General features: G+C 36.1%; 18 protein-coding genes. 4 read left to right on the top strand and 14 right to left on the bottom strand.

The annotated features are described in order from the left end of the window. Positions 1–198: 198 nt before the first annotated feature. Positions 199–603 carry a hypothetical protein gene (locus ACXAE4_RS15400; RefSeq protein ID WP_099331036.1) on the bottom strand — a complete coding sequence of 135 codons (405 nt, stop codon included), beginning with the start codon at positions 601–603 and terminating at the stop codon, positions 199–201. A gap of 710 nt (positions 604–1,313) precedes the next feature. On the opposite strand from ACXAE4_RS15400, the gene ACXAE4_RS15395 reads away from it, so the two are divergent. After that, on the top strand, positions 1,314–1,766 hold the full coding sequence (locus ACXAE4_RS15395; protein WP_099331038.1) for a hypothetical protein: 453 nt from the start codon (positions 1,314–1,316) through the stop codon (positions 1,764–1,766). A gap of 126 nt (positions 1,767–1,892) precedes the next feature. Here the strand turns inward: ACXAE4_RS15395 and ACXAE4_RS15390 are convergent, their stop codons facing one another. Both ACXAE4_RS15390 and ACXAE4_RS15385 read right to left on the bottom strand, forming a co-directional pair. Beyond that, positions 1,893–2,414, bottom strand: a complete 522-nt coding sequence (locus ACXAE4_RS15390; RefSeq protein WP_099331039.1) for a GrpB family protein — start codon at positions 2,412–2,414, stop codon at positions 1,893–1,895. 35 nt (positions 2,415–2,449) lie between these two features. Continuing rightward, a complete protein-coding gene (locus ACXAE4_RS15385) occupies positions 2,450–2,866 on the bottom strand; it encodes a hypothetical protein (protein WP_154972949.1) in 417 nt (138 codons plus the stop codon). A gap of 172 nt (positions 2,867–3,038) precedes the next feature. Between ACXAE4_RS15385 and ACXAE4_RS15380 the strand changes: the two genes are divergently transcribed. Further along, a complete protein-coding gene (locus ACXAE4_RS15380) occupies positions 3,039–3,650 on the top strand; it encodes a hypothetical protein (protein WP_099331041.1) in 612 nt (203 codons plus the stop codon). A gap of 99 nt (positions 3,651–3,749) precedes the next feature. Here ACXAE4_RS15380 and ACXAE4_RS15375 read toward each other — a convergent pair whose 3' ends face one another. From ACXAE4_RS15375 to ACXAE4_RS15350, 6 genes are all read right to left on the bottom strand, one after another. Continuing rightward, positions 3,750–4,352 (bottom strand): hypothetical protein, encoded by a 603-nt coding sequence (locus ACXAE4_RS15375; RefSeq protein WP_099331042.1) that lies wholly within the window; start codon positions 4,350–4,352, stop codon positions 3,750–3,752. A 20-nt stretch (positions 4,353–4,372) separates the two neighbouring features. Further along, positions 4,373–4,930, bottom strand: a complete 558-nt coding sequence (locus tag ACXAE4_RS15370; protein ID WP_099331043.1) for a hypothetical protein — start codon at positions 4,928–4,930, stop codon at positions 4,373–4,375. 20 nt (positions 4,931–4,950) lie between these two features. Beyond that, the gene (locus tag ACXAE4_RS15365) at positions 4,951–5,256 is read right to left on the bottom strand and encodes a hypothetical protein (protein ID WP_099331044.1); all 306 of its coding nucleotides are present in this window, start codon (positions 5,254–5,256) and stop codon (positions 4,951–4,953) included. Positions 5,257–5,643: 387 nt separating this feature from the next. Further along, positions 5,644–5,922 carry a YxiF family protein gene (locus ACXAE4_RS15360; RefSeq protein ID WP_434738974.1) on the bottom strand — a complete coding sequence of 93 codons (279 nt, stop codon included), beginning with the start codon at positions 5,920–5,922 and terminating at the stop codon, positions 5,644–5,646. A gap of 195 nt (positions 5,923–6,117) precedes the next feature. Next, complete coding sequence (locus ACXAE4_RS15355) at positions 6,118–6,576, bottom strand: GNAT family N-acetyltransferase (RefSeq protein WP_154972950.1); 459 nt, start codon at positions 6,574–6,576, stop codon at positions 6,118–6,120. Then, positions 6,563–7,996, bottom strand: a complete 1,434-nt coding sequence (locus ACXAE4_RS15350; protein WP_155010143.1) for a class I adenylate-forming enzyme family protein — start codon at positions 7,994–7,996, stop codon at positions 6,563–6,565. Before ACXAE4_RS15350 ends, ACXAE4_RS15355 begins: the two co-directional genes overlap by 14 nt. Before the next feature lie 154 nt (positions 7,997–8,150). On the opposite strand from ACXAE4_RS15350, the gene ACXAE4_RS15345 reads away from it, so the two are divergent. After that, entirely contained in the window at positions 8,151–8,708 is a 558-nt protein-coding gene (locus ACXAE4_RS15345) for a biotin transporter BioY (RefSeq protein WP_154972952.1), read from the top strand. Positions 8,709–8,721: 13 nt separating this feature from the next. Then, on the top strand, positions 8,722–9,816 hold the full coding sequence (locus ACXAE4_RS15340) for an acetyl-CoA C-acyltransferase (RefSeq protein ID WP_014459939.1): 1,095 nt from the start codon (positions 8,722–8,724) through the stop codon (positions 9,814–9,816). An 11-nt stretch (positions 9,817–9,827) separates the two neighbouring features. Here ACXAE4_RS15340 and ACXAE4_RS15335 read toward each other — a convergent pair whose 3' ends face one another. The 5 genes from ACXAE4_RS15335 to ACXAE4_RS15315 all read right to left on the bottom strand — a co-directional run bounded on the left by ACXAE4_RS15335 (position 9,828) and on the right by ACXAE4_RS15315 (position 16,375). Then, positions 9,828–10,484: an MtnX-like HAD-IB family phosphatase gene (locus tag ACXAE4_RS15335; protein WP_154972953.1), complete on the bottom strand. Its 657-nt coding sequence runs from the start codon at positions 10,482–10,484 to the stop codon at positions 9,828–9,830. Positions 10,485–10,501: 17 nt separating this feature from the next. After that, complete coding sequence (locus tag ACXAE4_RS15330) at positions 10,502–13,708, bottom strand: DEAD/DEAH box helicase (RefSeq protein WP_154973068.1); 3,207 nt, start codon at positions 13,706–13,708, stop codon at positions 10,502–10,504. A 132-nt stretch (positions 13,709–13,840) separates the two neighbouring features. Then, on the bottom strand, positions 13,841–15,058 hold the full coding sequence (locus tag ACXAE4_RS15325) for an MFS transporter (RefSeq protein ID WP_014459936.1): 1,218 nt from the start codon (positions 15,056–15,058) through the stop codon (positions 13,841–13,843). Further along, entirely contained in the window at positions 15,058–15,597 is a 540-nt protein-coding gene (locus ACXAE4_RS15320; RefSeq protein ID WP_014459935.1) for an NADPH-dependent FMN reductase, read from the bottom strand. The genes ACXAE4_RS15325 and ACXAE4_RS15320 overlap by 1 nt, the downstream gene beginning before the upstream one ends. Positions 15,598–15,736: 139 nt before the next feature. Next, on the bottom strand, positions 15,737–16,375 hold the full coding sequence (locus ACXAE4_RS15315; RefSeq protein ID WP_033579092.1) for a response regulator: 639 nt from the start codon (positions 16,373–16,375) through the stop codon (positions 15,737–15,739). Between the last annotated feature and the right edge of the window lie 3 nt (positions 16,376–16,378).

Here is a 16,378-nt window from a genome sequence, read left to right as displayed (position 1 = left end):
AACTCACGTTTGATTTAGTCATAACTCTCACTACATATCTATACAACAAATTCATTGGGTTATCCTGCAGCGTTAGTTTATTAAGAAAAAAGATACACGTACATCTGAAAACGTAGATTTCTATGTACACCATATACAAATCTAGTTACCATAAAACCATTTATCGGTAGAAATGACACCTAAATAAATATTAAAACATTAGTTATCAATAATTGGTGATTCCTTAACATCTAAAACTTCAATACTGTTACAATAAAAATCGATATCTCGATTTTCTACATCACGCACTTGAAATCTAATATTTTCCCAACTCCTATCACGAAGATCTAATATTTGTAGTATAGATAGTTGTATAGCTCCACCATTTGCAAATAGTTCAAAATTCTCCACTCCATAAAAATTCATACTAATTTCATAAAAATCATGAGCACCTTTAGGTTGTAAAAGAAAAATTATATGTAAATTGGTTTGATTCTCTTCATCAAACAGAAAACTGTTACTATACTCTATAAAATACCTTACTTCTATAATGTATTTCATATCTAAAAACGAAAATTCTGGAGAAAGATTATTTAACAAATGAAAGTTCTTAATATTTAACACTTTAAGGATCTCCTTTTTAATAAAATATCTTTGTAGCTCACATATATAATAAGCTATTATAATAAGCTATTTAAGTTAACATAATGTTTTTTATCGGAAATAAAAAATCCTGAAAAGCTCTATTATGAGAACTTTTCAGGATCCTCTACATAAAAATCTACATAACCGCAACTTGAGCAAACATAAGGTACTAACTCACTATAATTACTGTTGTTATTCAATAATCTGCTAGGCGCTTTGTTTATTCCCACTGTTCCAGGGGATGATTGAATACGTGCTTTAGTTAAAGTTGAATCACATTTAGAACAATTTTTACTATACATGTTTATCCTCCACTTAATTCCAATATATAGTCACTTTAACATTTTATATTGCTGTAAATAAAGGATTTTAACTGTGTATATCGTATACAAAGCTAGTTTACATAAACACTCTTTCAGGAAGACATCATAAAAACGAGTCCTTGGCGCACAAGGGCTTTTTTGCTTTTTCTTTTTCTCGTTTATACATGATTTTATACATCGTTGATTTAACAAAGTTTTAGGAAAAACTGAACGCCGTATTTTTGTATAAAACCTTGTATCTTTTTCATCGTATTAGGGAGTCCGAAGATTTTAAAAGATAACCAAAACAACGTGTTAAATTTATCCTCATATTTCCTTGAATCAAGGGGAAAATAAGTTGAACTAAACTTAATTGGAGGAATAGCTATGAGAAAGTCTTTATTGTTGTTTTCATTTGCTCTTATGGTTTTCGCTTTCAGTACTACAATAAAAGCAAATGCACTAACGTTTGATCAACTCCCTACCACTCAAAAATCAGGCCAATGGACGGTCGAAATCGATAAAGTAAAAGACAGTCATCCAGAAGATATGAAACCTAAAAAAGGTGTTTATCAAACTTATGGATTAACCATTCAAAATACTAAAAATGATGCAACTGATGTGAAAGTTGAACTTTTTAGAGATGAAGAAAACACGACTACCAAATACGGAATTGTGAATACAGAAAGAGAAACCCTAAGTAAAAATGCCGAATATCCTTTCCAATTTGCGAATTTTCCACTTTCTGAAAAGGCCAAAGAGCTAGAAGTAGTGATCACATGGAAAGAAAAAGGCAGCGATAGAAACTATCAAGAACGATTTACGTTTAGTCAAGATTGATTAATCAGCAAGTCAAAGACCGTTCATAATTTATAAAATTATGAACGGTCTTTTTTATAAATTACTTCTTAAGATAAGATAACAGCCTTTTTATTGTTGGATCAATTCTAATAGAATTAATTTTCTTCATTGCAATTCCTTCGCTCTTTTTAGTATGTCATCAACAAACTTCTTTTTCTTATTCGTATATGAAACAACATCATTCGGGTATTTGTTTGCAAGTTCTTCCTTTATTTTTATATACGCTATCTTTGCATTAGGATCTGATCGTAAATAATCTCTAAAAGAAATTTGATCTATCCATAAATTCTGATTATAGATCATTACATGTAAAAAATGAGTGATTTTCTTTTCTTTGTACCTTGCAAAAACACGTTTACCATCCATACTCACTGGTACTTCAACATACCCAAGTGCCTTTATTTTTTCTTTTAATTTTATAATTACATCCAAAGAGCTAACACCAATTGCAATATCAATAATTGGTTTAGCAGAGAGGCCCTCAATAGACGTACTTCCTACATGTTCAATGGCGATAATAATTTTCTTTAGTCGAGAAGATAACATTTCCCTCTCTTCGTCAAATAACTTACTCCATTTATCATTATAAGGTTCAAGCTTTACTAAACCACGTTCGAGTCCTAACATTGCACTTCCCCCTTAGTACCAGAAAGATAAATTACCTAAGCATTTCTTTTTAAGACATATCTAGGCGGTGCACCATACCCTTGTTCGGACTCAAAGTATGCAAGCTTTCCTGGAATACAGGAAACGATCGAAGGCATACCAAGACCTACTATATGCTCCAGAGCAGATGATAATGGCATATCTTTGCCATCTATATCTTCATCCCAGGAAATCACATAACACTGCTTAATAGGTCCATATTTCCTCAATAAGGTTTCTAAATCTTCTTTATGAAAGTTAGCTTTTGGAACTTCGATTAAGTATTTCTTTCTTAGAGTAGTACTATAGTTATGACAAAGTCGGCTTAGAGCATCTAGACGCTTCTTTGGAGAAGCCAATTCATGTAGGACTCTTTCCTGTATTCGTTTTTTAAAAAAAGCCTGAACAATTAGCTGTTCTTGTGTTCTGTTCATTTATTTGCCTCCCTGTAGCCGCAATTACATAAATTCTTATTTCTTCAGATAAAAGAAAACTCCTATATTGCTAAGCAACTTTAGCTAAAAGAAAACTGCTTATAGGAACTTATTTACATATCGACTATAATTGTACTTAAAATACACTTTAGGCATTGAAGGAGAATATATAATGGATATTGAAGTAGGGTTCCTTTCCAAAAGCTACATAAGTGATATTCCCTCAGGCGGTGGTTTGTTTCCCTTTGGAATAGATGGGAATACATCTTACATTGTAGAGTATGAAGGTCATGATGTAGATATAGAAACCTTTTTTAATAACTGGATGAAAGAGTTAAACAAGTTTCCTATATATACACTTTTTACATATATAAGCTATGATGCAGAAGAAATAGGTGATATATTTTCATCTGCTAATATTGAATATGTAAAACTAAAAGTAGACAGGGAGACTTTTATTAAGGCTAAAATTGAAGATTATAAACAATTTGAAGTCGTTATGCCTTTTTTATATAGCCAAGGAAGTATGAATTGCTTTGCTGCTTGGTCTCTTTCAGAAGATTTATTTAGCTTTGAAAAAAGAGATATGAAAACCTTATTTGGAAGAAGAAAAGTTCAAATGCCTATTATTACATTACGAAAAGATTGCACAATGTTTTGGATTTTTTACGATGGTGCATCTGTTATTTCGCTATCTAATGACAATCTATTTTCTTCAACTAATTCAATTATTAGCTCCTTTCCGGAGAATACTAAAGGGACAGAGGTTGAATATGAAGAGTGATCCTTATATTTTATAAGCTCTACAACTTTAGTTCACATAATGTGCGTTATTGATACAAGAAAAGGAACACTCTATGATGAGCGTTCCTTTTCTTTAATCTCAATTCTCTTTAAAATACTTGTCCATTCTTTGCTTTAAATCTTCATAATTTTCATCGGTGGCACGTTCGAGACCATATGTAAGAACATCTTTCGCTTTCTTTTTCTCATTAGCCATTAGATAAAAATCACATACTCTTTCATAAAATACATCTTCCTCATTCAAAGCCATCTCAGCTGCTGTATTCCAATCTATAATCTGTTCATAATGAGGAATACCTATATTTATTACATTTTGAACAAATTTACTAAACTCTTTTTTATCTGACTTTTTATTGTAAAGTGTAAAATGTTCTTCATTACCTTCTAACCAATTAGGAATATTCCAATCTGCGCTGGCAACAACTACATTATTAGCTAACTGAGTACCCCAAGTTTGCTCATACCATTTCCCATATTCATTTGACGATACATCCCACATAGTCCAAAAAATGCATTCATCTTGGGAGCTATACTGACTAATACAAAAAGATAAACTTAAACTGAAAGGCCCTGTCTTTCTAGAGAATTTAAGTGTGCTTTTGGCATATTTGAAGCCTAAAGGCTCTAAGAGAGGAAGGAGATCAGTTTTAATATAAAAATTAAGTAAGTCTTTTGGTTTCATAATTTCTCCTCAATTAGATGCTAAAGCTGATTTCCATTAGGTAGCAGCATGTAGCTAAAATATTCTTGAAAAACACCCGTCCCTTTAAGCATATTCTTAACAGTGGTAAAATGCTTTTCTACTGCGTTACTATAAGCCGGATTTCTGGATGGAGTTCGTCCGGAAAGGTAAATAAGCTCTATAAATGGATCTTCTTTGTTCAAATTGAAGGATTTATTAATCAGTGAGTCACCGAACTCTTTCGTTTTATCATAATCTTCTCCAAAGTATTCTGGAAACAACTCAATCATAAAACCAAAAACAGCATTAAAAAATGCATCTTCTTTAAAATGGATGATTCCATAATGATAAAGTTCCTGCAGCAATTCTTCATAGTCATCATAATCACTTTCTTGTACTTTACTCGTGTTTTCTACGCCCCATTCTACAACTAAATACCAACACAAAAAGCTAAGTTTGAGAAAAACCTTTAAGTCCTGAGGATTTTCTTTCCAATTATGATATAACTTATTCCTTGCTGCGTTCCAATCAGATTCTTTTTCCAACTGATCGGTATCTTTCAGTTCCCAATTTTTCATAGATTACCTCCAATTTTCTTTTAGTCTCCTACTATAGATATTTTTTGGATTTCATGATTACTCAATATTTTTATTAATTCGCTCAATGCCGGATGATAATCTCCAGGGATAAATATTTTTATGTTCCCTAAATCCTTTATAAATTTATCAATTTCGTCTCGATCAAATTCTACATTAGTCAAATAGTAATCTCTAATTTTTCTTAAATACAAATAACTTCTCCAGTTATTATTTGTGTGAAACAGAGCATCATGTAATGACTCCTCAATTTCTTTAAAATCAAGATACCGATCTTCTTTATCGTACATCTCAATATCAAGTCCCATGTGCTTCCCTCGCTTTCTAATTAATTTATCCAACTAAAGTAATTATATCGCTTTATAGATAAGTATCCTCTAATTAAATTTAATAAGGATAGCCATGATAAAAAAGTCCGCAAAAGTATACTTTTGCGAACTTTTGATTTATATAGAAAATCTATCATTTTCACCGTTAGTTTAAGTTTTGAGATATTATACGAACGTTCTCTAAAACACATAAAACTTTGCGAACGTTCTTGTTAGAAAAAAATGATGGATTCAAATCGAATCTTGATAGTGCGTTAGAACAAAACACCCTTAATCATGTGGAAACCAATAAGTGCAAAAAAACTGCACCTAGATTTAAAATAATCGAAGGTGCAGTTTTTATTAAACATTGTAATTTAATCTTCTTTATTCAATTCCCCAATAGAAAATTGAGTCCATTCCATACTCATCTTCACTGATGAAAATGCCAAATTTCTCATCAACATTTATAAGTATGAACCAGAAATAAGCTTCAGAATTATTAGCTTCTGTATAATATAATACACTTTCTAAGTTTTCATAAAAATCTTTTAATTTAATTATTAAATTAGGCAGTTGTTCATGTTTTCTACCATTGTAAATTACAACTTTTTGATTGAGATAACCCTTTATTTTGTTTTGAAATTCTTCTAATTCAACTTTTATTCTTTTCTTAAATAGTTATCTATTGTTCTTCCCTCGCTTTTTGTGTCCTGAACGATTTTCTGGGTAATGGGTGCTTCTTTAATCATATCTACCTTTTTTATAAGGATTTAACCCATCTACCACGTGAAAATACGGACCTCTTCCATTTGCATTCCAGTACAGTAAAAAATCCGCGGATATAATCCACGGATTTTCTTACAGTTCTTTTTCCAAGCAGTTAACTTGATTATGATGCAGCGGCTTAGTGGAATACTGTGTAAAACCAAGGCGCTCCCAAAACAGCTTAGCTCTAGGATTTTGAGACAGAACCCCAAGACGTAGAACGGAAAGCCCCTCTTCCTTTAGCTTCTCTTCAAACGCTAGATACGCCTGCGTTCCGAAACTGAAATTGTGATAGGCGCTATGAATAATAAAAGCTCCAATCCACGGATGATCATCGTTAGGATTTTGTTTCATGTAATCAATAACCCCTACGTATGTATCGTCGGCTTTTATAAAATAACTGTCCGTTTTTTCATTCATATATTCTTTAAAAAGCTCTTCTTCACTCCGCTCTTTCTTGCCGTTTTCCAACGCATTGTATGCTTCGTTTGAATTGATAATCTCTGACAGAATATACATCGTGTCAGCTGTGACGGGTTCAAATGAAATCATATGTCTTCCCTTCTTTCTCTGTAAAGTAGCTGTATATCGTTGCTTTGTCAATTTTACCATTTTTCATTCGCGGAAAGGACGTTAAAACTCTCCATACGCGCGGGATTTTATAAGCAGATACTCGTTGTGTCAGCGCTTGTCTTACTTCAGAAAGAGAAATGTTCTCTAAAACAATTGCTGCACCTACAACTTCTGAACGTTCAGCATCTACTATGCTAAAGACAGCTGCTTCGCTAACGCCCGGTATTTGTAATAGCAGCTCTTCAATTTCTTCAGCATATACTAAGCTTCCGCTGCTTTTAATCACATTTTTATCTCTTCCTACGATGGTAATGCTCCCGTCTTGAAGCTGAACTGCAATATCATGCGACGTAACATATCCATTAAAAAATGAGCGGTTCGTTTCTTCGCTATCTTTAACAAACCCTTCGAATGCTTGAGTTGTTTTCACAAACAGTATTCCTTTGTCTCCTTTTTCTACTTCTTTTCCACGTTCGTTCAGGATTAAAACGTCTACACTGTCAACAGGATAGCCTACTGTATGAGGCAGCGTTTCAGCGGTATCTGGTGAAAGTACCGTAACAAATCCCATTTCAGAAGATCCGTAATATTCATACAAAGAGGCATCAGGAAATGCTTGTGAAAATTTCTTTCGAACGGAAGGCGATAATTTATTGCCTACTGAAATCACAGTCTGTGGCAAAAGTCGTTTTTCTTTCGGTCTGCTTTGTATGTACCGAAGCAAAGGAGAAATTAACGCGGGTGTAATAGACATACAGCTAGCTTCCTTGTTAAAAACAGCAGAAGGTGTAAACGCTTCTAGCATGATAGCATGCATGCCGCTGCAAAGCGCATGCAAAACCGGATAAAGCTGCGCGGAATACGAAATATGTAAGGGGATAAGTACTTTTTCATGTTTCTGTAAAGAAAATACGTCCGACCATTCTTGAAATGATGAAGACCAAGAATGATGCGATTTTACAAATCCTTTCGGTCTCCCTGTTGATCCAGAGGTAAATCCAAATAAAAATAGATCGGACAGTTCATTTGCTTGCCGTATAGGCAGGATTGGTTTTTCTTTTGTTATGTTAGTTAAAGAAGATGTTTTCCATAGCCAATTCGGGGACTGAATAGAAAAATAGGTATCCACTTCAGCCTCTGTTAGCTCATTATGCAAAAGCATCACAATTCCACCAGCTTTTAAAATCGCTAAAAATGACACAACAGCTGCTGCATTGTTTGGCATGCTCAACGCAACGAGCTCTCCTTTTTCCATTCCTTTTTCCTGCAGCTGATTTTCAGCTTTGCATACATGATCCCACATTTGACCGTAGCTTAGTTTATTAACAGAATCCGATAGTGCCAGTCTGTCAGGCGTTTGTTGACACTGATTAAAAACTAGTTCTTCAATTCGTTTCATTACTCCGTAAGCTCCCTTTTACTTTTACTTTTAGTGTATCGTAAATGCGGGTTTGAGAAAAGAAAAATGTAAACTTATATAAAAATTAAGTTGACTAATTTAAGTTTAATAAGATACGATAGTCATGTTTTATCATACATAGCGGAGGTTTACGATGAAAACAAAAGATATGACGTACGTTGCATTATTCACAGCTATAATGGGAGCTCTAGGACTCGTCCCTCCTATTTTTTTATCTTTTACACCCGTTCCAATTACTCTTCAGCCTATGGGTGTTATGCTGTCAGGAGGAATTCTTGGAGCTAGGTTAGGAGCTTTAAGTCAATTTCTCTTTTTATGTTTGCTAGCAGCTGGCGTTCCTTTACTTGCTGGAGGACGCGGAGGAATTGGGGTATTTTTGAGTCCGAGCGCTGGATATATCATTGGCTATGTGTTTGCAGCTTTCTTTATTGGCTGGACGCTGTCACGATTAAAAAATGTAACGATTGCAAAAGCTTTTGCTGTCAATGTGTTATTTGGGATTGTGTTAGTCTATGCCTGTGGCATTCCTGTGCAGGCAACGCAGCTTCACATTCCGTTTCTGAAGTCTCTTCAGCTAAGCTTTGTTTACCTTCCAGGTGACTGTATAAAAGCAGTGGTCGCGGCTTATTTAATTACAAAAGTTCGAAAAGCAGTAGCGGTACCTGGCCGTTCTAACACTGCTTCTATGTAAGGATGTGATGACTATGTATCAAGCAGCCGTTGTAAAAGCGAAGCGTACGGTCATTGGAAAAGAAAACGGTCTACTGAAAGATTTTCACGTTCAAGAGCTAGCGGCTCCTTTATTAAAACAGCTTAGCGCTGGAATTGAACATGAAATTGATGACGTTATTTTAGGAAATGTTGTAGGTCCAGGAGGAAATGTAGCCAGGTTATCCGCTTTAGAAGCGGACCTCCCTTTTTCTATCCCGGGAATGACCATTGATCGTCAGTGCGGAGCTGGCTTAGAGGCGATTCGAATGGCCAGCTATTTGATAAAAGCAGGTGCAGGAACGTGCTACTTAGCTGGAGGCGTTGAAAGTACAAGCACTTCTCCTTTTGAAAAAAGAGCACGTTTTTCTCCTGACAAAATTGGTGATCCCGACATGGGAATTGCAGCAGAAAACGTGGCCCAGCGATACAACATATCTAAAGACCAGCAGGATAGATATGCTCTTTTAAGTCATAAAAGAAGCTGGGAGTCTTTTGAAAAGAGATTGTTTGAAGAAGAAACGCTTCCTCTTCGAAATGTGATGCAAGATGAAGCATTTATGAAAAAACGAAACCTAACAAAGCTGCTGCAAAAAGCCAGCCCCGTCTTTTTAAAAAATGAAGGCACCGTCACCGCAGCCAACAGCTGTGGAATTAACGACGGAGCCTGCATTACGCTTGTGATGGAAGAACAAAAAGCACGCGCTTTAGGCTTTCAGCCCGTTTTGCGTTTTATTGACGCTGATATTTCAGGAGTGTCACCTCTTTACCCTGCTATTGCGCCCGTTTCTGCGATTAAAAATATCTTGAAGCGAAATTCGCTTACGGTAGATGATATTGATTTATTTGAAATCAATGAAGCATTTGCTGTTAAAGTTGTCGCTTGCATGCAAAAACTGGGGATATCAGAAGAGAAAGTAAATATTTGCGGAGGAGCATTGACGCTAGGACACCCATACGGAGCATCAGGAGCTATTTTAGCTACGCGTCTTTTTTATGAAAGTAAGCGCCGTGACGTGCGATATGTAATAGCTGCTTTAGGAAGCGGAGGCGGAATAGGAACAGCGGTATTATTTGAAGTAATCAAATAATACCGCTGTTTTTATGCCTTTTTTATTACATTATGTTGCATCAAATATTGCTCAATATCTTTAAATGTCTCAACCGGAACAAATGAAACGTTTTGTTCGCGCAGTAAATCTTGCAAAGAATCTTTCGCAAAGGTAACATCTGCATATTTTGCTGGATGCGAATCCGGCTCGCTGTCGCCAGCAAAATAAATTGTTTCATATGCCTCTTTTAGTTCTTGAATAACAGCAGATTTATCGATGCCGTAGCGTTCTGAATGCCATCTGTGAGCAGGATCTAGACGCAGATGAACATTGTTTTGATGGAAATATCCTTCATTCGAATAAACTTCCACTTTTTCAACACCGTATTTATCTAAAATCGGTTTAATATAGTACGTTGTTCCAGCGCTTAAAATATAAAAATCTCCGCCGTTTTCCTGAACAGCTTTAATAAAAGCGGGCACGTATTTATCAATTGGAATATTCGCTACTTCTTCTAAAATTTTCGGTTCTTCTTGGTGAATGGATTGAAAAACAGTAGATAAAAAATCAATATCTTTCATTTCTCCTGCTTTCCACCGGCGGAAAAGTTCTTCACCTTCTGGAAAATACTTTTCAATCACAATCCAGTAAAAATCTTTTTTTGAAATCGTTCCATCAAAATCTGATACAAACGCCCATTTTTTCATTCCTCACACATCCTTTGCTACATACTAAGCAGTTCTCGGAGCTCTTCTTCTGTCAAACTAGAAAGCATTGTTTCTCCCGGCTGAATAACCTGTTCAATGAGTTCTTTTTTCTTTTGCTGCAAGGCGTAAATTTTTTCTTCGATGGTTCCTTGAGAAATAAGCTTGATGACCTGCACCACATTTTTTTGTCCAATGCGGTGTGCACGGCCTGCCGCTTGTTCTTCAATCGCGGGGTTCCACCATAAGTCATATAAAATAACCGTATCGGCTCCCGTTAAATTTAAACCCGTGCCTCCGGCTTTTAATGAAATTAAGAAAATGTCTTGTTCTCCATTATTAAACCGATCCGCCATTTCCACTCGTTCTTTTGATGGCGTTTGACCGTCTAAATAAAAGTACGAGAGATTTTCTTTTTGAAGCTCTTCTCGAATAATATGAAGCATGCTTGTAAACTGAGAAAAGATTAACAAGCGTTTTCCATTGGCAACCGCATTTCTTGTAATCTCCAGCAGCTGCTCTAATTTGCTTGAATCCCCTTCGTAATTTTCAACGAATAGGGACGGATGACAGCAAATCTGGCGAAGTCTTGTTAATCCCGCCAAGATCTTCATTCGGTTTTTATTAAAATCTTCACCGGCTAAAGATGATTTTAACTGCTCTAAATAGCCTACATACAACTCTTTTTGTTCTTTAGTCAGCTCAGATAAATGAGTGGTTTCAATTTTATCAGGCAGTTCTTTTAACACATCCTTTTTTACTCGTCGCAGTAAAAATGGTCTTACAATTCGGCTGACCTGCTCCGATGACATGTTTTTAAACTGGCGAAGCCCTGGAAATAAGCCAGGAAGAATGGTCTGGAAAATTGACCAAAGCTCATCAAGTGAGTTTTCAATAGGCGTACCGCTAAGCGCAAAACGTTTTTTAGCTGAAATAGTCCTAACAGCTACTGCTGTCTTCGTTGTATGATTTTTAATACTCTGAGCCTCATCTAGAATTAAAGCATGAAAATGAAGATGCTGATACAAATCGATATCTTGACGCAGCGTTGGGTAAGATGTAATCCATACGTCAGCTGTGCGTTTTAGCTTCTCCTCACGCTCGCTCGGCGTTCCTGTAATGGTTTGAACCGTTAAATTCGGTGCGAATTTCTCCAATTCGTTGCGCCAGTTATAAATCAAGGAAGCCGGCACAACAATTAAAAAAGCACTGCTGTCTTCATCAAGCTCTTTTTCAGATAAGATATAGGCAATGCTTTGAAGCGTTTTTCCAAGCCCCATATCATCAGCCAGTACGCCTCCTAAAGAGTAGTGAGCCAGCGATTTAAACCACTTAAACCCATTGTACTGATAATCACGCAGTGATGCCTGCAAGGATTCCGGTACTTCCCAATCCATTTCCTCGGGGGATTTAAGCTGTGTAAGTAACCTTTTAAATGCTGAGCCAAATTTAGCAGCTGATTTATCACCCGCACTCATAATCTCTTCCACTTGCATTCCTCTATATAAAGGTACCTGCAATGAGTTATCCTTTAAGTCTTTCTCGGTTACGTTCAGCTCACGAAACAGATTTTGGATATGTTCAAAGCCTTCGTTTTCAAGAGGAATAAACGCACCGTTATCTAGACGATGATAGCTTTTCTTTTCTAAAACAGATTTTAAAACATCTTGAACGGTCTGATGATCAATGTCTCCTAAATCAAAATTAATTTCTAATAGCCCATTGCTATTTTGAATGTCAACCGTTGTTACTGGCGCAGAAAAATCCGTATAAGCATAATCTTTCATCTCATCCGTAATATACACATCCGCTATTTCATCAAGCTTTGGAACAATATGAAACAAAAATTCATATAGAGAGTATTCGTCTTGATTTAAGTACAGCTGGTTTTTATAAATATTTAAAGGAGCCGTTTCAATTAAGTCCATAACGCGGTCTTCTTTTTCTAAATCTCGTATCAAGATTTTATCGTGTTTTTCAGACTGGGGTGAAAATGGATTAATTGAAATCTCTCCGTAATTGTACCGAAGCGTCACAAAAAGTTGTTCATCCTCGCGATCAATAAATACTTTTGCTTTTAGTTCAGGTGCAATAATCTGATGAGATACTTCCTTTGCGATATCTACTTTCCCCACTTTTTTTAGTCCTGGAACGACGTGAGATAAAAAATTGCCCATCTGCTCTTCTGCTATAGGTACGACTGGCTTTAAAGGCGCCGTTTTTCGAAGTCCTTCAAGAAGCATTCGCTGATCTTGAGATAGCTCATAAAACGTCCCGTTTAAAAATAACCATCCATATCGATCAAAAAATGAAGCTTGATGAAGTTCCGTAAAGTCTAGCTCAAATCCAGCTGCCGAATGCTTATTTATTTGAAATGAAAAAGGAGCTGAGCTTTCAGCAAAGATAATATTTTCATATGAGTGCCCGTCATGAATAAATGTAAAGTTCCGATCTTTAAGCAATTGAAATAACTTTTTGGCTATGATGGAGGGAATGATTAGTTCTCTGTTATTTGCAGACGAACGATACATGGAATAAGAATTTTTATAAAATGATTCATTTGTCATAATATCCATCAGCAGCTCAATGATTTTCTTATCTTCTTCTATAAAAAAATGTTCCTCAGGGTCATATTCGAAGCGCTTAGTAAATTCGTGAGTTTGGAATTCTTTAACGTCTGTCAAAAATTCTTGAATGTTTTTTACTACATATGTCCGGTCGACGCCTACTTTCATTTCAAGCGCTACGTACATTCCTTCTGAACGTAAAAATTCTTCTGAGTAAGACTTGCAAATAAATTCTACTTTCAACGGATCTTTATCTGCATATTTTCTATGGTCGCTTATTGTTTGCTGATAGCTCGAAAATAAGTCGATAAAGTGATTTACATTTTCGTATTCTTTGCTTTGGCGAAAAGGCTTCGTTTTAATTGGCTGCGGCTTTGCTCGCTCATCGCAAATGGTTAATAAAACAGCTACTTCGTGTTTGCATTCTGAAAACTCGTGATAAGCAGGACAATCGCAGAATGAATAAAAAGAATTTCCTTTTTGTTCAACCATTACTGTATACATTTCCGCACCTCGAACGGATGCTGTCCACGTAGTGGTCTGTTCATTGTATTCCAAATCAAGCACACGCCCCTGCTTGTAATACGTGTGTCCTCTATAGTACGTTCTGCTTGAGTACGAATCTTTTAATTGTTCTTTGTTTAATGTTTTATTTATCATCGCTTCACAATCTTCCAATCGCATAACAGTCAATGCTGTTGCTGTTTAATTTCTATTCAGAACAAATAATGTCCAACGTCATAAACGTTGAACATTATTTGTCAATTCTTCTATTATAACATGCAACAGACATTATAAAACACTCTTAAGCAGTGCAGACTGTTTTCGGTGTTTTCTTTTGTAGAGCGTCCAGCCTGCCACAGCGGATGATAATAAAAGCAGGCTAAGTCCTAAAAAAGCCAGTCCTATACGATCATTAGCCGTAACGTACGTAAAGAAGAAAATCAATAAAATACGAATCCCTAACGTGATAAAGCGAAAACAGCTGTCGACTCTTCCTACGATAATATTCGGTATTTTTTGCATCATAAACGTATTTCGAGCTACTCTTGTACCTGCATTTGCAAAAGCAAGAAGAAACACAATAGAAAAGTAAACGGGCAGAAGCTTCATAAAGAAGATGATCGATATTCCAAGTGCAAAAAGGCTTATATTCAGCATAATAGCTAGCTCAGTGCCTGTTCTTTTTATAATAGATACGATCAATATCCCTGCGGTTAATGCTCCGAAACCATATACAGCACTTTCAATCCCGTATGCTGCTGGACTTGCGTTTAATTCTTGAGTCAGATAAATAGGAAACAAATAGTTCGTCATCATCACAGCAATGAAAGGCATAAAAGAAAGCAGTAAAAAAAGAGATACCGAGCGATTTTCTTTTATGAATGCTAATCCCTCTTTCATCGCAGTGTGTTTTTTATCGCTTCGTTCACTGCTTTGTTTATATGGAATACTCAATAGAAAAAGGAATGCAGCTATGTACGTAGCTGCATCTACTGTTAAAATCCATTGAAGCGACCACCGGGTAATGACTAGACTCGCTGCAGCCCCTGCAAGCATACTCGATAGCTGGCCTTGTATTTCCATAATACTGTTTAATGATTGAAACGCATCTTTTGAAAAAACTTCTTGATTTAATGCAAAAATCGTTGGATAAAAAAACGTGTAGTAAAGGTTTCCGGTTCCGTACAAAATAACGTAGTGAATGGTTGAATAGTCTGTCATAAAACCAAGGATCACAAATAGTATAACCGTGGTAAAACCGATAAGTTCTACTGTTAGCAATAATTTTTTTCGTGACATTCGATCAATAAGAACGCCGATATACGGAGTAGCAACAAAGCTAATCACCGTCATAATCAGCATAATCGTGCCAAATAGTCTATTTCCGTTTGGAGATGCAACTAATAGTAAAGGAATAGCAAGCATCGTAATACCGGAACCAATAGAGGATAAAACATTCGCAGCTACTACGGCTTGAAAGCGACGGTCCTTATAAAGCGCCTTCATCAAACATTTTGCTTAGCTTCTAAAATTTGCTTAGACACTTGTGCATACAGAGTCAGCTCATTAACTAATTCATGAATTCCGTCAGCGGCGTTTTTTCGTAAAGTTCCTTTTTCCACGATGTCTGCAGGGTCTAATACCAACTGCTTAGATAGAACATTCGCATACAAAGCGCGTGTAACGGTTCTAAGGTTGTTTAAAGCATTGATACCTCCTTTTCCTCCTCCTGATACGGCTACAAGTGCTACGGGCTTATGTGCAAAATACGCACTGTTTAAAAAGTCAAACGCGTTTTTTAATGCTCCGCTCATAGCGCCGTGGTACTCAGGCGTCGCAAGTAAGATACCATCCGCTTTTTCTATTGCTTCAGTCAGCACTTTCACTTCTTCTATTTCATACTGATGAGGTTCACCGGTGAATATAGGAAGTGATAATTGACTTAAATCTAGAAAAGAACTTTGATAGCTTTTGTGAAGTTCTCTCGTCACTTGTGTTGTTCGGCCTGTTTCTCTAGGACTTCCGTTAATAATAAGTATATTCATATTTATCTACCCCTCTGTCGTTTGGTTATATGTATAGTATAGGGATGATTGAACTTTTTTTCGTCATGCTATTGATAGAAAGAAAGCTACCAATATAGACTGAGGTGAACAGAGAAAAACCTACAACTAAAGTCGTAGGTTAGGAAATTCCATGCTGAACAGCATATAGAGCAGCTTGCGTGCGGTCTTGAACCCCAAGCTTCGATAAAATATTAGACACATGTGTTTTTACTGTTTTTTCTGTAATATGTAAGGCAGCACCAATTTCTTTGTTGCTTTTGCCTTTTGCAATTTCTTTTAATACGTCTTTTTCTCGTTTTGTTAAGTGATCAATAAAATTGACTTTCTTTTCGCTGCTTTTGGTTAACCGTGTTAGCAAGTGCGTAGTGACTTTGGGATGAAGCTGATTTTCTCCGTTCATTAGCTTTCGAATAGCCGCTACAAGTTCATCTGGATCGCTTTCTTTTAGCTGATAGCCTGAAGCTCCTGCTTCTAATGCCGGTATCACGTGATCTTGATCTGAAAAGCTTGTTAGAATCATGACTTGTATATGCGGTGCTTGTTTTTTTAGTTCTTTTGTTGCTTCGATTCCATCGAGAACCGGCATCGATAAATCCATTAACACAATATGAGGCTCTAGAGATGTCGCTAACTTTATAGCTTCTTCCCCGTTAGAAGCTTCTCCTACAACTTCTAAATCAGGCTGCGTTTGTAAGAAAAAGACAAGTCCTTTTCGGACAACGTGGTGATCATCTGCAATTAAAATCTTTATTTTCATGTG

The sequence above is a fragment of the Priestia sp. ABM2_011 genome (assembly GCF_056158845.1).
Note: the sequence above shows the minus strand (reverse complement) of the source record. Positions and strands in the feature narration are given on the sequence as shown.

Coding starts and splice junctions, on each gene's coding strand:
- ACXAE4_RS15395 (WP_099331038.1), top strand. CDS start 1,314: ATGAGAAAGTCTTTATTGTTGTTTTCATTTGCTCTTATGGTTTTCGCT.
- ACXAE4_RS15390 (WP_099331039.1), bottom strand. CDS start 2,414: ATGTTAGGACTCGAACGTGGTTTAGTAAAGCTTGAACCTTATAATGAT.
- ACXAE4_RS15385 (WP_154972949.1), bottom strand. CDS start 2,866: ATGAACAGAACACAAGAACAGCTAATTGTTCAGGCTTTTTTTAAAAAA.
- ACXAE4_RS15380 (WP_099331041.1), top strand. CDS start 3,039: ATGGATATTGAAGTAGGGTTCCTTTCCAAAAGCTACATAAGTGATATT.
- ACXAE4_RS15375 (WP_099331042.1), bottom strand. CDS start 4,352: ATGAAACCAAAAGACTTACTTAATTTTTATATTAAAACTGATCTCCTT.
- ACXAE4_RS15370 (WP_099331043.1), bottom strand. CDS start 4,930: ATGAAAAATTGGGAACTGAAAGATACCGATCAGTTGGAAAAAGAATCT.
- ACXAE4_RS15365 (WP_099331044.1), bottom strand. CDS start 5,256: ATGGGACTTGATATTGAGATGTACGATAAAGAAGATCGGTATCTTGAT.
- ACXAE4_RS15355 (WP_154972950.1), bottom strand. CDS start 6,576: ATGATTTCATTTGAACCCGTCACAGCTGACACGATGTATATTCTGTCA.
- ACXAE4_RS15350 (WP_155010143.1), bottom strand. CDS start 7,996: ATGAAACGAATTGAAGAACTAGTTTTTAATCAGTGTCAACAAACGCCT.
- ACXAE4_RS15345 (WP_154972952.1), top strand. CDS start 8,151: ATGAAAACAAAAGATATGACGTACGTTGCATTATTCACAGCTATAATG.
- ACXAE4_RS15340 (WP_014459939.1), top strand. CDS start 8,722: ATGTATCAAGCAGCCGTTGTAAAAGCGAAGCGTACGGTCATTGGAAAA.
- ACXAE4_RS15335 (WP_154972953.1), bottom strand. CDS start 10,484: ATGAAAAAATGGGCGTTTGTATCAGATTTTGATGGAACGATTTCAAAA.
- ACXAE4_RS15330 (WP_154973068.1), bottom strand. CDS start 13,708: ATGATAAATAAAACATTAAACAAAGAACAATTAAAAGATTCGTACTCA.
- ACXAE4_RS15325 (WP_014459936.1), bottom strand. CDS start 15,058: ATGAAGGCGCTTTATAAGGACCGTCGCTTTCAAGCCGTAGTAGCTGCG.
- ACXAE4_RS15320 (WP_014459935.1), bottom strand. CDS start 15,597: ATGAATATACTTATTATTAACGGAAGTCCTAGAGAAACAGGCCGAACA.
- ACXAE4_RS15315 (WP_033579092.1), bottom strand. CDS start 16,375: ATGAAAATAAAGATTTTAATTGCAGATGATCACCACGTTGTCCGAAAA.